This window comes from Streptomyces humi, from assembly GCF_001005085.2.
Lineage (GTDB): Bacteria > Actinomycetota > Actinomycetes > Streptomycetales > Streptomycetaceae > Streptomyces > Streptomyces humi.
On the sequence record NZ_LBMU02000060.1, the window covers coordinates 12,492 to 29,344 of the forward strand.

11 protein-coding genes are annotated in these 16,853 nt (G+C 73.5%); 7 read left to right on the top strand and 4 right to left on the bottom strand.

What is annotated here, in order from left to right; genetic code table 11:
• The first annotated feature begins 29 nt into the window (after positions 1-29).
• Complete coding sequence (locus AAW13_RS26225) at positions 30-1,055, top strand: alcohol dehydrogenase (RefSeq protein ID WP_046733537.1); 1,026 nt, start codon at positions 30-32, stop codon at positions 1,053-1,055.
• A 69-nt stretch (positions 1,056-1,124) separates the two neighbouring features.
• Here the strand turns inward: AAW13_RS26225 and AAW13_RS26230 are convergent, their stop codons facing one another.
• Positions 1,125-2,963: a SpoIIE family protein phosphatase gene (locus AAW13_RS26230; RefSeq protein ID WP_052768733.1), complete on the bottom strand. Its 1,839-nt coding sequence runs from the start codon at positions 2,961-2,963 to the stop codon at positions 1,125-1,127.
• Positions 2,964-3,178: 215 nt separating this feature from the next.
• Between AAW13_RS26230 and AAW13_RS26235 the strand changes: the two genes are divergently transcribed.
• Positions 3,179-7,303: a bifunctional nitrate reductase/sulfite reductase flavoprotein subunit alpha gene (locus AAW13_RS26235; protein ID WP_046733538.1), complete on the top strand. Its 4,125-nt coding sequence runs from the start codon at positions 3,179-3,181 to the stop codon at positions 7,301-7,303.
• On the opposite strand, the gene AAW13_RS26240 is transcribed toward AAW13_RS26235, so the two are convergent.
• Complete coding sequence (locus AAW13_RS26240; RefSeq protein ID WP_046733539.1) at positions 7,297-8,310, bottom strand: helix-turn-helix domain-containing protein; 1,014 nt, start codon at positions 8,308-8,310, stop codon at positions 7,297-7,299. The genes AAW13_RS26235 and AAW13_RS26240 overlap by 7 nt on opposite strands.
• Before the next feature lie 182 nt (positions 8,311-8,492).
• On the opposite strand from AAW13_RS26240, the gene AAW13_RS26245 reads away from it, so the two are divergent.
• The 3 genes from AAW13_RS26245 (at position 8,493) to AAW13_RS26255 (ending at position 13,256) form a co-directional block, all read left to right on the top strand.
• Positions 8,493-10,556, top strand: a complete 2,064-nt coding sequence (locus tag AAW13_RS26245) for a xanthine dehydrogenase family protein molybdopterin-binding subunit (RefSeq protein WP_046733572.1) — start codon at positions 8,493-8,495, stop codon at positions 10,554-10,556.
• A 95-nt stretch (positions 10,557-10,651) separates the two neighbouring features.
• On the top strand, positions 10,652-11,116 hold the full coding sequence (locus tag AAW13_RS26250; RefSeq protein ID WP_046733540.1) for a (2Fe-2S)-binding protein: 465 nt from the start codon (positions 10,652-10,654) through the stop codon (positions 11,114-11,116).
• 91 nt (positions 11,117-11,207) lie between these two features.
• On the top strand, positions 11,208-13,256 hold the full coding sequence (locus AAW13_RS26255; protein ID WP_046733541.1) for a TerD family protein: 2,049 nt from the start codon (positions 11,208-11,210) through the stop codon (positions 13,254-13,256).
• 7 nt (positions 13,257-13,263) lie between these two features.
• Here the strand turns inward: AAW13_RS26255 and AAW13_RS26260 are convergent, their stop codons facing one another.
• The gene (locus tag AAW13_RS26260) at positions 13,264-14,238 is read right to left on the bottom strand and encodes an alpha/beta hydrolase (RefSeq protein WP_046733542.1); all 975 of its coding nucleotides are present in this window, start codon (positions 14,236-14,238) and stop codon (positions 13,264-13,266) included.
• A gap of 211 nt (positions 14,239-14,449) precedes the next feature.
• On the opposite strand from AAW13_RS26260, the gene AAW13_RS26265 reads away from it, so the two are divergent.
• Entirely contained in the window at positions 14,450-15,331 is an 882-nt protein-coding gene (locus AAW13_RS26265) for an LLM class F420-dependent oxidoreductase (RefSeq protein ID WP_046733543.1), read from the top strand.
• A 178-nt stretch (positions 15,332-15,509) separates the two neighbouring features.
• On the opposite strand, the gene AAW13_RS26270 is transcribed toward AAW13_RS26265, so the two are convergent.
• The gene (locus tag AAW13_RS26270; RefSeq protein ID WP_046733544.1) at positions 15,510-16,067 is read right to left on the bottom strand and encodes an NADPH-dependent FMN reductase; all 558 of its coding nucleotides are present in this window, start codon (positions 16,065-16,067) and stop codon (positions 15,510-15,512) included.
• A 102-nt stretch (positions 16,068-16,169) separates the two neighbouring features.
• On the opposite strand from AAW13_RS26270, the gene AAW13_RS26275 reads away from it, so the two are divergent.
• Positions 16,170-16,850 (top strand): TetR/AcrR family transcriptional regulator, encoded by a 681-nt coding sequence (locus AAW13_RS26275; RefSeq protein WP_206306282.1) that lies wholly within the window; start codon positions 16,170-16,172, stop codon positions 16,848-16,850.
• The last annotated feature ends 3 nt before the right edge of the window (positions 16,851-16,853 follow it).

Here is a 16,853-nt window from a genome sequence, read left to right on the forward strand (position 1 = left end):
TCCGTCGTACCCGCTCCGGGAGAGACGTCATGAGTACCTACCGAGTCGCGCAGGTGTCCGCCGCGGGCGGGTCGTTCGAGATCGTCGAGCGGGAGGTGCCCCGGCCGGGACCGCGTCATGTGCGGATCGCGGTGGAGGCCTGCGGCATCTGCCACAGCGACACCCTCTTCGTGGACGCAGGCGTACCGGGCATCACGTTCCCCGTGGTGCCCGGACACGAGATCGCCGGGCGGATCGAGGAGATCGGCGACGGCATCGAGGACTGGGGGTGGGCCGTCGGCGACCGGGTGGCGGTCGGCTGGTTCGGCGGCAGCTGCGGCCACTGCAAGCCCTGCCGGCAAGGCGACTTCATCGTGTGCGACACCATGAAGACGCCCGGCTGGGCCTACGACGGCGGCTTCGGCACGAAGGTGATCGCGCCGGTCGACGCCCTGGCCCGGATCCCGGACGCGCTGACCGCGGCCGACGCCGGCCCCCTGGCCTGCGCGGGCGTGACCACCTTCAACGGGCTCAGGCGCAGCACCGCCGAACCCGGCGACCTGGTCGCCGTCGTCGGTCTCGGCGGGCTCGGCCACCTCGGCGTCAAGTACGCGGTGGCCATGGGCTTCGAGACGGTGGCCGTCGCCCGCGGCCCCGAGAAGGCGGACTTCGCCAAGCAGCTCGGCGCCCACCACTACGTCGACTCCACGGCCGGCACCCCCGTCGCCGAGGCCCTCCGGTCGCTCGGCGCCGCCAAGGTCGTCCTCGCCACCGCGGGCAACTCCAAGGCCATCTCGGCAGCCGTGGACGGGCTGGCACCCCGCGGCGAACTGGTGGTGATCGGCGCCGACCCCGAGCCCCTCGGGATCACCCCGTTCCAGCTGATCATGGGCGCCCGGGTGGTCCGCGGCCACCCCTCCGGCACGGCGCGGGACGTGCAGGACACCATGGAGTTCAGCGCCCTGCACGGGATCCGTCCGACGATCGAGACCGTGCCGCTGGAGCAGGCGGACGAGGCCTACCGGAAGATGCTCACCGGGGCCGCGCGCTTCCGCATGGTGCTCACCTACGACTGACAGCGGGATCAACTACAGCGGGATCAACTACAGCGGGATCAACTACAGCGGGATCAACTGACAGCGGGATCAGGAGTTCACGGCCCGGGCCGCGAGCAGCGCGATGTCGTCCTCGGATCCGGTCGCGAGGCGGGCCAGGACCGTGTCGACGATCTTGTCCAGCGGGTCGGTGGGGCACAGCGACAGCTCCGTCAGCCGCGCCAGACCACGGTCGATGTCCTCGCCGCGCCGCTCCACCAGCCCGTCGGTGTACAGCAGCAGCACCCCGCCGCGCTCCGGGGTGACCCGCTGCTCGTACCGGCCGAGCCCGCTGCCGAGCGGCGGCCCGACCGGCACCGGGACCAGGTGCATCGAACCGCCGGGGGCGAGCCAGACCGGCGGCAGGTGGCCGGCGCTGGCATAGGTCAGGGTGGCGACCGCCGAGTCGCCGAGCGCCAGGAAGCAGGTGGCCACCCGCTCGAAGCCGGAGTCGGCGACCATCCGGTCCGCGTGCTGGAGGATCCGGCGCGGTGAGAGACCCGCGAGGGCCAGGGCACGCAGGGTCGAACGGTAGTGGCTCATGGCGACCGCCGCGTCCACGCCGTGGCCCATCACGTCCCCGATGACCAGCATCGTCCGGCCGTCGGGCAGGGTCAGGACGTCGTACCAGTCACCGCCGATCAGCGAACCGTCGTCGGCGGGCCGGTAGCGCGCGGTCGTCTCCACACCGGCGTGCCGTTGCAGCTGGCCCGGCTCGGCCAGCAGGGCCCGCTGGAGCTCCAGGGCCATGGTGTGCTCACGCTCGAAGCGGACCGCCCGGTCCAGGGCACGGGCCGCGCGGGCGGCGAGTTCGCGGGCCACCGTGGCGTCCTCGGCCGAGAACGGCGCCGACTCGCCGGCCCGGGCCAGCATCAGGATGCCGAGGACCCGGCCGTCCGAGACCAGCGGGGCGAGGAGCACCGAGTGCACCCCTGCGGCCAGACACGCCCGGGCCGGCGGCCAGCGCGGGATCAGCGACCGCCACTGCGCCTCGGTGATCCCGTCGCGCCGCCACACCCGGCCCGCCGCCAGGTTCCGCCGGGTACCGGTACCGCGCGGCCAGCCGACCAGCTCACCGCCGGCGTCCAGCGCGGCCAGGCCGGACACCAGCCCGGGACGGGTGGCGTACGCCACGAGCCGGGTCGGCGTCCGCCGCGCCGACGCGGTGTCCGGGGGCGTGAGCTCCACCCCGGACGCGTCCGCCAGTTCCGGTACCACGAACTCGGCCAGCTCCCGGCAGGTCCCGGCGACGTCGGTGCCGGTGCCGATCCGGGACGCGGCCGCGTCCAGCAGCGCCAGCCGCCGGTGGGCCCGCTCCAGCTCGTACACGTACTGCTGCGGCTCACTGATCTCCAGGCCCACCCCGGCGACGCCCACCACCTTGCCCGAGCCGTCCACGAGCCGGTGGTACACACAGCGCCACTCCCGGACCTGGTACGGCGAGTCCACCCAGGTCCGCCCGGTGACGACCGTCTCGCGCGGGCGTCCGTCGCGCAGGATGTCCCGCAGCACCTGCTCGGAGCGCTGGATGTGCGGCAGCACCTCGTTCAGCCGGTGCCCGATGTACGCGGCGGCGGGCAGACCGGTCATCCGGGCCATGTGCGGGTTCACGTACAGATAGCGCAGGTCGGTGTCGAGGACGGCGAACCCGGCGCCGGAGTCCTCCACGATGCCGCGCAGCAGATCCACGTAGCCGATGGCGCCGGGCGGCGCACCCGGGGTCGACGCGGCGGCGGAGGTGGTCATGGCGGAGGCGGCCGGGGTGGTGGCGGGCGTGCCGGAGGCGGCACGGGTGGTGGCGGCCGGGGTGGAGGCGGGCGTGCCTGAGACGGCCGGGGAGGCCGGTTTCGCGGGGGCGGCCGGTCGTCGTGGGGAGGTGTCCCTGTCCACCCGGTCCTCCTCGCCTGCCCCCGCCCACGGCCGCCCTCATCGTGCAACAGGTCGCCGGGCGGCGCATCTCGTACGGGTCCGCTCACATCGCCCGGAGCGGGTCTGTGCGGCGGGCTTAACCCCCGTTGATCGGGAGCGGTGACGCCGGCGTAATCAGCCGTACATACGGTCGAGGCCGAACGGAAGAGGCTGACCAGCAGGAACAGGGGGCGCCCGTGGCCGCGCCGGACTCGCGCAGCACCGGTACCGACAAGGTGCGGACCGTCTGTTCGTACTGCGGGGTCGGCTGCGGCATGGTCCTGGACGTCGGCACGGGCCCCGACGGCCGGCGTACCGTCCTGAAGGCCGCCGGGGACAAGGAGCACCCCGCGAACTCCGGGCGGCTGTGCACCAAGGGCGCCACCACCGCCGACATGCTCGCCGCACCCGGCCGCCTGACCACCGCCCTGCTGCGGCCCGAGCGGGGCGAGGAGGCCGTCCCGACGGCCGTGGACACGGCGGTCGCGGAGACCGCGCGGCGGCTGCGCGCCGTCGTCGACGAGCACGGCCCGGACGCGGTCGCCCTCTACGTCTCCGGCCAGATGAGCCTCGAGGCCCAGTACCTCGCCAACAAGCTGACCAAGGGCTACCTGCGCACCAACAACATCGAGTCGAACTCCCGGCTGTGCATGGCCAGCGCCGGCACCGGCTACAAGCTCTCCCTCGGTGCCGACGGCCCGCCCGGCTCCTACGAGGATCTCGACAAGGCGGACGTGTTCCTGGTCATCGGCGCCAACATGGCCGACTGCCACCCCATTCTCTTCCTGCGGATGATGGACCGGGTGAAGGCGGGCGCGAAGCTGATCGTCGTCGACCCGCGCCGCACCGCCACCGCCGCAAAGGCCGACCTCTTCCTCCAGGTCAGGTCCGGCACCGACCTCGCCCTCCTGAACGGCCTGCTGCACCTCCTGCACGAGAACGGGCACACCGACCCCGGCTTCGTCGCCGCGTACACCGAGGGCTGGGAGGCGATGCCGGAGTTCCTCGCCGACTACCCGCCCGCCACCGTCTCAAAGATCACCGGGATCCCCGAGGCGGACCTGCGCGCCGCGGCCCGGCTGATCGGCGAGGCGGGGGAGTGGACCAGCTGCTGGACCATGGGCCTCAACCAGTCCACCCACGGCACCTGGAACACCAACGCGCTGATCAACCTGCACCTCGCGACCGGGAAGATCTGCCGCCCCGGCAGCGGACCGTTCTCGCTCACCGGGCAGCCCAACGCCATGGGCGGCCGGGAGATGGGCTACATGGGCCCGGGGCTGCCCGGCCAGCGCTCGGTCCTGGTCGACGCCGACCGCGCCTTCGTCGAGCAGGCGTGGGGCCTGGCACCCGGCACGATCCGCGCCGACGGCGTCGGCAAGGGGACCGTCGAGATGTTCCGGAAGATGGCCGACGGCGAGATCAAGGCCTGCTGGATCATCTGCACCAACCCGGTCGCCTCCGTCGCCAACCGCCGCACCGTCATCGAGGGCCTGGAGGCCGCCGAGTTCGTCGTCACCCAGGACGTGTTCGCCGACACCGAGACCAACGCCTACGCCGACGTGGTCCTGCCCGGCGCCCTGTGGACCGAGACCGAGGGCGTCCTCATCAACAGCGAACGCAACCTCACCCTCGCCCGCCCCGCCGCCGACGCGCCCGGCGAGGCCACCGCCGACTGGCGGCTGATCGCCGGCGTCGCCCGCGCCATGGGGTACGAGGAGGACTTCACCTTCGACAGCGCGGAGGAGGTCTTCGAGGAGATCAAACGCTTCCACAACCCGGGGACCGGCTACGACCTGCGGGGCGTGACCTACGACCGGCTGCGCGAGCGTCCCGTCCAGTGGCCGGCCGCTCCCGGGGGCCCCGACCGCAACCCCGTCCGGTACGTCGACGCCGACGGATCCCTCACCTTCGCCACCGCGTCCGGCCGCGCCGTCTTCCACGCCCGCCCGCACCTGGCACCCGCCGAGATGCCCGACGACGACTACCCGTTCGTCCTGAACACCGGCCGCCTCCAGCACCAGTGGCACACCCTCACCAAGACCGCCAAGGTCGCGAAGCTCAACAAGCTCGACCCGGGCCCGTTCGTGGAGATACACCCCGAGGACGCGGCCGCCCTCGGCCTCGCCGACGGAGACTCCGTCGAGGTGGCGTCGCGGCGCGGTCGGGCGGTGCTGCCGGCGGTCGTCACCGACCGGGTGCTGCCGGGCTCCTGCTTCGCGCCCTTCCACTGGAACGACCTGTTCGGCGAGTACCTCAGCGTCAACGCGGTGACCAGCGACGCGGTCGACCCGCTCTCCTTCCAGCCCGAGCTGAAGGTGTGCGCGGTGGCGCTGACCAAGGTGTCCACCCCGGTGACCGTGCAGGCGCCGGGGACCGAGGAGACCCCGGCCGCCACCGTCATGGCCTCCGCGGCCGTCGTCGCCCCCACCGCCGTACTGCCCGCCGCGGCCGCCGTCTTCGGCCTCGAACCCGCCCCGCCACCGGTCCTCACCGAAGCCGAACGGCACTACCTGGTCGGTTTCCTGGCGGGCATCCCGGTCGGCGCCCCCGGCGTGCCGGTGCTGCCGCCCGACGCGCCCTTCAGCCCCGAGCACGCCCTGTGGGTCAACGGCACCCTGGCCGGCATGTACTCCCGCTCGTCGGCGCCCGTCGTCCCGGCGCCGTCGCCGGCCACCCGGCAGGTGGTGATCCTCTGGGCCTCCCAGACCGGCAACGCCGAGGACTTCGCCGCCACCACCGCCGAGCGCCTCAGCGCACGCGGCCACACCGCCTCCCTGGTCGCCATGGACGAGGCGGACCCGGCCGCCCTGCCCGCGGGCGCCGACCTGCTCCTGATCACCAGCACCTTCGGCGACGGCGACGCCCCCGACAACGGCGCCGGCTTCTGGGACGGCCTGGCCGGCCTCGACGCCGGCCGGCTCACCGGCCGCCGGTTCGCCGTCCTGGCCTTCGGCGACTCCAGCTACGACGACTTCTGCGGGCACGGACGGCGCCTGGACAGCCGTATGGACGAACTCGGCGCGGTCCGGCTCGCCCCGCGCACCGACTGCGAACCGGACTTCGAACCACAGGCGGAGGCCTGGCTCGACCAGGTGCTCACCGCGCTCAAGGACGGACCTCCGGCGGCACCCGCCGCGCTCGCCGCCCCGGCCACCGCCACCCCGGCCACCGCCACCGTCGCGCCCGCCGGGTCCCGGCGCCCCGCCCCCGTCGCCGCCCGTCTCGTCGGCAACCGGCTGCTCAGCCTGCCCGGCGCCGGGAAGGAGGTCCGCCGGTTCACCTTCGACACCCGTGACGACGACACCCCGCTCGTCTACGAGGCGGGCGACGCGCTGAGCGTGCGGCCCCTCAACTCCACCTCCCTGGTGGAGGAATGGCTGGACGTCACCGGCCTGGACGCGTCAACCGCCGTCGAGATCAACGGGATCGGCGAAGTGCCGCTCTCCGAGGCCCTCTTGCGGCACCTGGACATCACCCGGATCACCCCGGACCTGCTGCGCTTCATGGCCGAGCGCACCCGTGACCCTCGTGAGCTGCGGAAACTGCTGCGCCCCGACAACAAGGACGAGCTGGCCAAGTGGTCCTGGGGCCGGCAAGCAGTCGATGTCGCCGCCGAGTTCGGGATCCGGGCCGCCGCCGCGGACTGGGCGGGCGTCCTCGGGAAGCTGCAACCGCGCCTGTACTCCATCTCCTCCAGCCCGCTCACCGACCCCCACCAGGTCTCGCTCACCGTCTCCGTGGTCCGCTACGAGAACCTGCGCGGCGCACCCCGGCAGGGCGTCTGCTCCCCGTTCCTCGCCGACGCCGAGCCCGGCACGCCGGTCCCGGTGCACGTCCAGCGCGCCCCGCACTTCCGGCCGCCCGCCGACCCGTCCACCCCCATGGTGATGGTCGGCCCCGGCACCGGCGTGGCGCCCTTCGTCGGCTTCCTGGAGGAGCGCCGGGCCCGCGGCCACCGCGCCCCCAACTGGCTCTTCTTCGGAGAACAGCACCGGGCCACCGACTTCTACTACGAGGAGGAGCTCACCGCGCTGCGCGCCGAGGGCGTCCTGAGCCGCCTCGACACCGCGTTCTCCCGCGACCAGCGGGCCAAGGTCTACGTCCAGGACCGGATGCGCGAACACGGCCCGCTGCTGTGGTCCTGGCTCCAGGACGGCGCCCACTTCTACGTCTGCGGCGACGCCTCCCGGATGGCCAAGGACGTCGACCGCGCCCTGAAGGACATCGCGACCGTGCACGGCGGACTCACCGCGGACGAGGCGACGGCGTACGTCAAACAGCTGGCCACGGAGAAGCGTTACGTCCGGGACGTCTACTGATGCTTCATCAGGTGGCGCATGGTGAGCGCCACCTGGAGCCGGAACCGGCCCTGCGGGGTGCGCACCGGCCAGCCCAGCAGATGCTCGGCGTGCGTCAACCGGTCCTGCAAGGTGGAGTGGTGGACGCTGACCTCGGCGGCCGCCGCCCGCAGGCTCGCCGTCGACGCCACCGCCTCCAGGGTGCGCAGCATCCAGGGCGCGTCCGCCGCGGCGGCCTCCACGGCACGGACGTCCGGGGCCGGTTCAGCACCGGGTACGACGAGATCGGCGAGCAGCGCGACACCGCCCAGCTCGTCGGCGTGCACCACGGTCCGGCCGCCGGGTCCCGGCAGCCGCCCGTCGGAGGCGAACCGCAGCGCGGTGCGGGCCGCGGCCCAGGACCGGGGGAGGTCCGCGACCGCCACCGCCGGTCCCACCCCGGCCCGGCCCGTCGCCGGTGGCGGCTGCCCGTCGGCCACGATCAGGGGTGGTCCGTCCGCGACCGCCACCGCCCGGACCAGCGCGGCCGGGCCGGTGCCGCCCAGACCGAGCCGGCGGGCCGCGTACAGCCGCGCCGGCAGCGGGGCGTCGGCGTCCAGGACGGTCTCGACCAGCGCCGGATCGTCCGCCTGCGGCGCCGGGACCCGCCCCCGGGTACGGTCGAGCACGGATCGTACGGCCGCCGCGGCCCGCTCCAGGATCACCGCGTCCACGACGCTCGGCCCGTCACCCGCGGCCCGCTCCAGCCACAGCGCCGACGGCCCGCCCGGCGTCAGCGGCGCCCCCGGCCAGCCGGGGTCGGGGTCGCCCCCGTCGTCCGCGCGCCGTCCGTCCGGCTCCACCCGCAGCCGGACCCGCCGGTCCGGGTCGACCAGCCGTGCCGGGCACCCGGCGAGCACGGCGGCCCCGCGCACCAGCGCCTCCAGGCCGGCCCGGGACTCGGCCAGCCGGTCGAAGTAGGCGATCACCGAGACGGCGGCCCCGGCATCCGGGTCCACCGCGGCCAGCCGTCCCGCCAGCTCCTTCACAGGGCCATGATGCGCCATCCGGTCCCGCGACGAGGAGAGCGGAGCCGCGCGGGCAACCACCGCGGGCGCGTGCCCCTCATAGCTGTCGAGACACAGCGCCCGCACAGGCACCGACCGACAGGAGCCCTCGCTTGGACCCCACCGAGACCCCGGGCACCCCCCGGCCGTCCCGCCGGAGCTTCATGGTCTACTCGGTGGCCGCGGCCACCCTCACGGTCGCCGCCCCGCTCGGCTGCGACGCCCCGCCGGCCTCCGGCGCCCCCGAGACCTCCGGCGGTGGCGACCTCCTGGTCACCGGCACCGACGAGGAGATGCTCGTCCTGGAGGTCACCGCCGCCAGCGAGGTCGTCGTACGACTGCCCCGCGTCGAGGTCGGACAGGGCATCACCACCGCCGTCGCCATGATGATCGCGGAGGAGCTCGACGCCCGCCTCACCGACGTGCGGATCCCGCTCGCGGACGCCCGTCGCACGGGCAACCAGTACACCGGCGGTTCCAGCTCGGTCAGTTCGCTGTACGGGCCGGCCCGGCAGCTGGCCGCCACCGCGCGCGCCCGCCTGGTGACGGCAGCCGCCCGCCGGTGGGGGGTGCCCGCGCACACCCTGCGCACCTGGAACACCCGGGTCGTCGCCCGCGACGGCCGGACGGCGACCTTCGGCTCGCTCACCGCGAGCGCCGCCCGGATCCGCACCCCGGACGTGCCGAGCAGACCGAAGCCGGCCTCCCGGCACCGGGTGATCGGGAAACCGACGACCAGGATCGACGCCCGGGACATCGTCACCGGAGCCGCGAAGTACACCGGGGACCTGGCGGTGGCCGGGGCGAAACCGACCGTGGTGGCCCGGCCGCCGACGCTGCGCGGCGGGCTCGTCTCCCTCGACGACACGGCCGCCCGCGCCCTGCCCGGCGTGCACGCGGTCGTGCGGATCCCCGGTGGCGTCGCGGTCGTGGCCGACACCTTCCACCACGCCTTCCAGGCCCGGGACGCGCTCCGGATCACCTGGGCGCCCGGTCCGCTCGTGCCGCTGTCCGACAAGGAGATCCGCGCCCGGCTGCGGGCCGCCGTACCCCGCCTCGGCAGCGCACCGCGCGGATCGACGCGAGTCGAGGGCGAGTTCGCGTTCGCCTTCGTCAGCCACGCTCCGATGGAGGTGCTGACCGCGGTCGCCGACGTCCGCTCCGACCGGGCCGAGCTGTGGTTCTCCACGCAGACGCCGATGGACGCCCGGGACACGATCGCCGGGCTGCTGGGTCTGCGGGCGAGCGCCGTACGGGTCCATGTGGTGCGCGGCGGCGGCTCCTTCGGGCGGCGCCTCACCTTCGAGGCGGCGGTCGAGGCGGCCCTGATCTCCAAGGCCGCCCGCCGGCCCGTGAAGCTGATGTGGAGCCGCAACGACGACACCCGGCACGGCAGGATGCGCCCCGCCGGCCACCACCGGATCCGCGCCGACCTGGCCGGCGGCCGGGTGGTGGCCTTCCAGCACATGACGGCCTCGGTGGGCGAGTCCGCCGACGAGCCCGGCCTGACCGCGCAGACCGGCGGGGTACGCCCGCTGCCCAGTGACAGCGGGCTGTACGACTTCGGTCGCGTGAGCGGTGACTCCGGCGGGATCGAGCTGCCGATCCCGCTCGGCGCCTGGCGCTCGGTGGACTCCGGGACGATGCGCACGGCCGAGGAGATCGTCGTGGACGAGGTCGCGGCCGCCCTGCGGCAGGACCCGGTCGCCTTCCGCCGCGCCACCCTGCGCGGCAAGGCGGTCCGCGCCGTCCTCGCCAAGGTGGCCGCCGCCGGCCACTGGGGCCGCGCCCTGCCCGCCGGTACCGGCCAGGGCGTGGCCGTCCACGAGGAGTACGGATCGGCCGTCGCCTGCCTGGCCGAGATCGACGCGAGCGACCCGGACGACCCCCGGGTCACGAAGATGGTGATGGCCGCCGACGTCGGTACGGCCGTCAACCCGCGCGGTCTGGAGGCCCAGCTCATGGGCACCGCGGTCGACGGCATCTCCACCGTGCTGCGGGCCGGGCTGCACATCGACCGGGGAGCGGTGCGCGAGGGCAGCTTCGCCGACTTCCACTACGCCCGCCAGCGGCACGCGCCGCTGGAGTTCGAGGCGCACATCCTCCCCTCGGGCGGGGAACCGGGCGGCGCCGGCGAACTCGGCGTCCCCGCGGCGGCGGGCGCGGTCGCCAACGCCTACGCCCGCGCCACCGGCCGCAAACCCCGCAGCTTCCCCCTCGACTTCTGACCCCCCGCCGTCAAACGCACAACCCGCAACCCACAACCCACGACTCTCAACTCGCATCCCACAACTCGCATCCCACAACTCACCAGAAGGCACCGATGAGTTCGTACTCCTTCGTCCTCAACGGCGAACCGGTCACCGTCGAGGCGCCCGCCGACATGCCGCTGCTCTGGGTGCTGCGCGATCTGCTGGGCGTCACCGGCCCCAAGTACGGCTGCGGGGTGGGCGTCTGCCGCGCCTGCACCAGTCACCTCGACGGCGCGGAGATCCAGCCGTGCGTGGTCCCGGTCGCCGACTGCGCGGACCGCGCGGTCACCACCATCGAGGGCCTCGCCGACGGCGACACCCTGCACCCGGTCCAACAGGCGTGGCTGGACCGTGACGTCGCCCAGTGCGGCTTCTGCCAGCCCGGTCAGATCATGGCGGCCGCGGCCCTCCTCGCACGCACCCCGCATCCGACCGACGCCGACATCGACCGCATCGAGAACGTCTGCCGCTGCGGCACCTACACCCGAATCCGCGAGGCCATCAAGAGAGCGGCCGCCGACCGGTCGAGCTCGTAAATAGTCGGTCGTTCCTGGACTCAAGTCACCAGTGAGGTCGGTGCGCATTACAGTTACCCGAGCTCGAACGGTGGGGATCCTGGGGGGATTCATGCAGGAGATGATGAAGGGGTCCAACGTCACGTTGTCGGCCCTGAGTGAGGACGTCGGCTCGGTGATCGTGAGCCTCGGGTGGGTCAGCCCGAGCGGCGAGGGTGACGCGGACGTCTCCGTACTGCTCGTCGGCGACGACGGCAAGGTGCGCGGCGACCTCGACTTCTACTTCTACAACAACCCGGTGGCCGCTGACGGCAGTGTCCAGCTGCTCGGCAAGACGCCCACGGAGGCGGGGGACGAGGACCGGATCGGGTTCGACCTGACCGCCGTACCGCAAGACGTCGAGCGCATGATCGTGGCGGCCAGCCGGTACCGGGACGCCCGCTTCGGCGAACTGGAGAACCTCACGGTCACGCTCGCCGACGCGGTGGGTGATCCACTGCTCCGGTTCACGATCAGGGACGCCGACGCGGTGAGTGCTGTCATCTTCGGGGAGCTGTACCGCAGGGCGGGGGAGTGGAAGTTCCGGGCCGTCGGCCAGGGGTACGCCGACGGACTGGCCGGACTGGCGAGCGACTTCGGGGTGGACATCGACGACGACGCTGAGGGGCAGGGCGACCTCGGCGTCCCGGCGGACGACGAACCGTCCGGTCTGGACGAGCCCGCGCCCTCCGTCGAGCAGGATGCGGCACCGAACCTGGACGGCGTTCCGGCGCCCCGCCCGCCCGCGGACGACACCGGGGCGCAGCCGCAGTCGGCGGCAGTCCGGCCGCGTACGGCGAAGAAGAAGGTCACCCTCCCGAAGGCGGCCGGGAAGTCGCTGGCGGAGAACGAGTCCTGGCGGTCGGCCCGGCTCTTCCCCGTCTCGGCCCTGAAGAGCGACCGGGACCGTGAGACGCGCGCCACCTCGGTCCTCCTCTCCGTGATGGCCCAGGTGCCCGAGTTCGGCCGGCGGCTCACCGCGGGCTTCGGAGCCCCGGCCGGACGCATGGAGACGTTCACCGAGGTCTCTCTTCGGCACGGGGACACGCCCCGGCGTCCGGACGGAGTCGTCCGCGTCGAGCGGGCCGGCAAGCTGTGGACGGCGCTGGTCGAGACGAAGACCAACGGCAACAGCCTGAAGTCCGACCAGGTGCAGGCGTACATGGACATCGCGGCCCGCCGCGGGTACGAGGCCGTGATCACGCTGTCGAACGACGTTGCCCTCGAAGGCAGTCCCCTCGTCGACGTCAAGGTCGACGGCCGCCGCAAGCACAAGGTGGCCCTACGACATCTGTCCTGGGCCGAGGTCGCCCACCAGGCGCAGCTGCTGCTCCGGCACGAGGGTGTCGGCAACAAGGCACACGCCTGGCTGCTCCAAGAGCTGCTGCACTACCTCCAGCACGAGAACTCCGGTTGCCACGGATTCCAGAACATGGGTTCCTCCTGGGTCCCGGTGCGCAACGGCATCGACGACGAGACTCTGTGCCCGGGAGACTCCCGGGCCCTCGACGTGGTGGAGAGCTGGGAGCGGCTGATCCGCCAGGTCTGCCTGGGGCTGGGCGGTGAACTGGGTCAGAAGGTGCTTCCCGTGCGGGCCGCCAGGGGCGGCAGGGACCCCCGGGAGCGCCGGGCCCTGCTCGCCGACCAGCTGTGTGCGCAGGGACGGCTCCAGGCCGAACTGCGCATCGAGGGCACGCCCGGCGTGCTCGCGGTCGTCGCCGACCTGCGCACCGGCAGGATCCGGACCGCCATGGAGATCCCGGCCCCCGAGCAGGGCTACCCGCTGAGCTGGGCCAAGCGGCTGGTGCGGTCCCTCGCGGAGGCGCCAGCCGATCTGCACATCGAGACGTTGGTCGAGGGGGACACGGCTGGGCCGCGCGGCACGCTGGAGCGGCTCCGGCCCGAACCCGCCGACCTGCTGCCGAAGACGGACGGCGCCCGGATCACTGGTTTTCGGCTGTCCCTGCTCAAGGGCATGGGCAGTGGTCGGGGCAGCGCCGAGACCGGGTTCATCCGCAGCGTCGACGACGCGGTGCAGCGGTTCTACGGCACGGTGGCGGTCCACCTCGACCGGGCGGCCCCGCGCCGGTCCCCGGCCCGCCGGCCCGCGTCGGCCGGCTGATGTCCGTTCAGTCGGCGAGCAGGCGGCGGAGCCAGTTCGTGTGGGCTGCCCGGGCCGTCTGGGAGAGGGCGGCCTGCGGGGCGAAGCCGTCGAAGCCGTGGAAGCCGCCCGGCCAGACGTGGAGTTCGGCGATGCCGCCGGCCTGCCAGATGCGGGAGGCGTAGGTGACGGTCTCGTCCCGGAAGGTCTCGGCGGAGCCGACGTCGAGGAAGGCGGGCGGGAGGCCCGCGAGGTCGGTGGCGCGGGCGGGGGCCGCGTAGGGGGAGACGTCGGGGCCGCCGCGGGCGGTGCCGACGAGGGCCGTCCAGCCGGTCTCGTTGGCCGTGCGGTCCCAGACGCCGAGGCCCTTCATCTGGTGGCTGGAGGGCGTGTCGTTGCGGTCGTCGAGCATGGGGCACAGCAGCATCTGGCCGATCACCGCCGGGCCCCGGCGGTCCCTGAGGAGGAGCGCCAGGGCGGCGGTGAGGCCGCCGCCCGCGCTCGCCCCGGCGATCACGATCCGGTCGGGGTCGCCGCCGAACTCGGGCGCGTGCTCCGCCGTCCACAGCAGCCCGGCGTACACGTCCTCGACCGGCGCCGGATGCGGATGCTCGGGCGCCAGCCGGTACTCCACCGACACCACCACCGCGCCCAGTTCGTCCGCCCAGGCCAGGGGGACGTCCACGCCCACCCGGTTGTCGCCGATCACCATCCCGCCGCCGTGCACGTGGTAGATCACCGGCAGCGGACCGGGGGTCCGAGGGGCGACCGGACGGCAGATCAGGAGCGAGATCTCCGGGGCGCCCACCGGCCCGGGAACCGTGCGGTCCGTCACCTCGAACGCCCCGTCCAGGGTGAGGTCGACCTCGGCGAGCATCCGGATCCCGTCACCCTGCCGGATCGTCGCGATGTCCTCCAGGGTCATCGACGGCGAGATCACATCCCTGATCATCTCCAGGGCGGCGGCGAGTTCGGGATCGAACGGAGGCGGTACGGACGTCATGGCGGCTCCTCGCGACGGTGCGGTGCGGCTCGTACCGCCATGATCCGCGCGATCGTCCCGGCGGCGGGGCCGCCGGACGGCGGAAGCTGCCCGCCGTCCGGCGGGTGCCCCGGGACGCGGCCGGCGGCGGACGCGGCGGCTTGACTTCGAGCGCGCTCCAGGAACTAGCGTCGTCGGCGCAGAGGACGGTTCGGGCGGACGGAGAACGGCCATGCGCGTGGGCGTGCACATCAACCGGTTCAACCACTCCGGCGGCGGACCCGCCCTGGGCGCCGAACTCGCCGCCGCCGGTGCCGCGGCCGAGGCGGCGGGCGTCAGCTGGGTCTCGGTGATGGACCACTACTTCCAGATGGAGTTCAACGGCGGCGCCGAGGACCCGATGCTGGAGGCCTACACCACCCTCGGCTACCTGGCCGGCCGTACCTCCACCGTCCGGCTCGGCGCCCTGGTGACCGGCGTGACCTACCGGCACCCCGGGCTGCTCGCCAAGATCGCCACCACCCTGGACGTGGTGTCCGGCGGCCGGGCCACCCTCGGTGTCGGGGCCGCCTGGTACGACCGTGAGCACCACGGCCTCGGCGTGCCCTACCCGCCGCTCGCGGAGCGCTTCGAGCGGCTGGAGGAGACGCTGCGGATCTGCTTGCAGATGTGGGACCCGGAGAACAACGGCCCCTTCGAGGGCAGGCACTACCGGCTCGCCGAGACGCGCTGCGTGCCCGCGCCGGTCAGCTCGCCGCATCCCGAGATCATGATCGGCGGCGGCGGTGAGAAGAAGACCCTGCGGCTGGTCGCCCAGTACGCGGACGCCTGCAACCTGATCCCCGGTTCGCCCGAGGAGCTGCGGCACAAGCTCGACGTGCTGCGCGGCCACTGCGACACCGTGGGGCGCGACTACGACACCATCCGCAAGACCGTCGCGTACGGCGCAGAACCGGCCACCACCGGCGACCTGGACGCCTTCACCAGGGACATCGAGGGCTACGCCGGGCTGGGCGTCGACACCGTCATCCTGTCGCCGCGGCTGGGCGAGACCTCGGGGTGGATGGAGACCTTCGCGGCGCCGGCCGTCGAGCGGCTCGCGGGGATCGAGTAGTCGCGGAGAGCGCGGAACGCGGAGAGCGCGGAACGACGCGGGGCGCCGTGCGATGGCGCGGGGCGCCGTGGGATGACGGCGGGTGACGTGAAGAGGGCGGCGGGTGACGCGAAGAGGGCGGGGGGTGACGCGAAGAGGGCCGGAGCGAGGCTCCGGCCCTCTTCGTGCGGGACGTGCGTCAGGCGGCCACGCCGACGTTGCCGTGCAGGCGCGCGACGACCTCGGTGAGCTGCGCGGCGACCTCGGCGTCGTCGAACGGGTGGGTCTCGGCGAAGCGGACCACGGAGCCGGGGATGGAGAGCTTGATGTCCTCGATCACCTTGCCGCCGGCGATGCCCACGGCCTTGCGGGTCTCGTCCTGCGCCCACACGCCGCCGTACTGGCCGTAGGCGGTGCCGATGACGGCGACCGGCTTGCCGCCGAAGGTGCTGGCGCCGTACGGGCGGGACAGCCAGTCGATGGCGTTCTTGAGGACGGCCGGGATCGTGCCGTTGTACTCGGGGGAGAAGAGCAGGAACGCGTCGGCGGCCTGGGCGGCCTCGCGCAGCTTCGCGGCGGGGGCCGGGACGCTGCCCTCGACGTCGATGTCCTCGTTGTAGAAGGGGATGTCGGCGAGGCCCTCGAAGACCTCGACCTCGGCACCCTCGGGAGCGAGCTTCACGGCCGCCTCGGCGAGCTGGCGGTTGTGCGAACCGGCGCGGAGGCTGCCGACGAGCGCAAGGATGCGGACAGACATGGGGGAACTCCAAAGGGGCTGAAACACTGCCGTTACGAATCCGGACCGGGGTCCGGTTAATTTCTAACACCTCAAACGGACCGCGGTCCAGTTCTGTTCCCGATGCTTTACGCTGTCTTCATGTCCAGCGTCCTGCCGCCCTTCCCGCAGCCCCAGGAGCCCTTCGACACCCCTGAGTTGCTCGAGGTCGGGTCAGCCCCCGACGAACCCTGCCTGCGCGCCGACGCGGCCCGCAACCGTGCCCGGCTGCTGGAGGCCGCGGCCCGGCTGATCGCCGAGCACGGGGTGGTCGGCGTCACCATGGAGGCGGTGGCCGCGGCGGCCGAGGTGGGCAAGGGCACGGTCTTCCGGCGGTTCGGCGACCGCACCGGGCTGCTGATGGCGCTGCTCGACCACTCCTCGCGGCAGCTCCAGGCGGACTTCCTCGGCGGACCGCCGCCGCTGGGTCCCGGCGCCCCGCCGGTGGAGCGGCTGCGGGCGTTCGGCATCGCCGTGCTGTACCGCACGGCCGAGCAGCTCGACCTCAGGCTGGCCGCCGAGCCCGAGCCCGCGCGGCGCTACTCGCACCCCTCGCTCGGGGCGCTGCGTACCCACGTCACGATGCTGCTGCGCCAGATCCAGCCGGACGCCGACTGCGAACTGCTCGCCCACACGCTGCTCGCCTACCTCGACCCCGCCAAGATCCACTACCTGACCGGGCAGTGCGGGATGCCGATGGAGCGCCTGGAGGCCGGCTGGACCGACCTGGTCGCCCGGGTCACCCGCACCGGCCCGCCCCGCTGACCG

Bases quoted from the DNA above. Each gene is read 5' to 3' on its own strand.
- AAW13_RS26225 (WP_046733537.1), top strand. From the start codon at position 30: ATGAGTACCTACCGAGTCGCGCAGGTGTCCGCCGCGGGCGGGTCGTTC.
- AAW13_RS26245 (WP_046733572.1), top strand. From the start codon at position 8,493: ATGGTCTACTCGGTGGCCGCGGCCACCCTCACGGTCGCCGCCCCGCTC.
- AAW13_RS26250 (WP_046733540.1), top strand. From the start codon at position 10,652: ATGAGTTCGTACTCCTTCGTCCTCAACGGCGAACCGGTCACCGTCGAG.
- AAW13_RS26255 (WP_046733541.1), top strand. From the start codon at position 11,208: ATGCAGGAGATGATGAAGGGGTCCAACGTCACGTTGTCGGCCCTGAGT.
- AAW13_RS26260 (WP_046733542.1), bottom strand. From the start codon at position 14,238: ATGACGTCCGTACCGCCTCCGTTCGATCCCGAACTCGCCGCCGCCCTG.
- AAW13_RS26265 (WP_046733543.1), top strand. From the start codon at position 14,450: ATGCGCGTGGGCGTGCACATCAACCGGTTCAACCACTCCGGCGGCGGA.
- AAW13_RS26270 (WP_046733544.1), bottom strand. From the start codon at position 16,067: ATGTCTGTCCGCATCCTTGCGCTCGTCGGCAGCCTCCGCGCCGGTTCG.
- AAW13_RS26275 (WP_206306282.1), top strand. From the start codon at position 16,170: ATGCTTTACGCTGTCTTCATGTCCAGCGTCCTGCCGCCCTTCCCGCAG.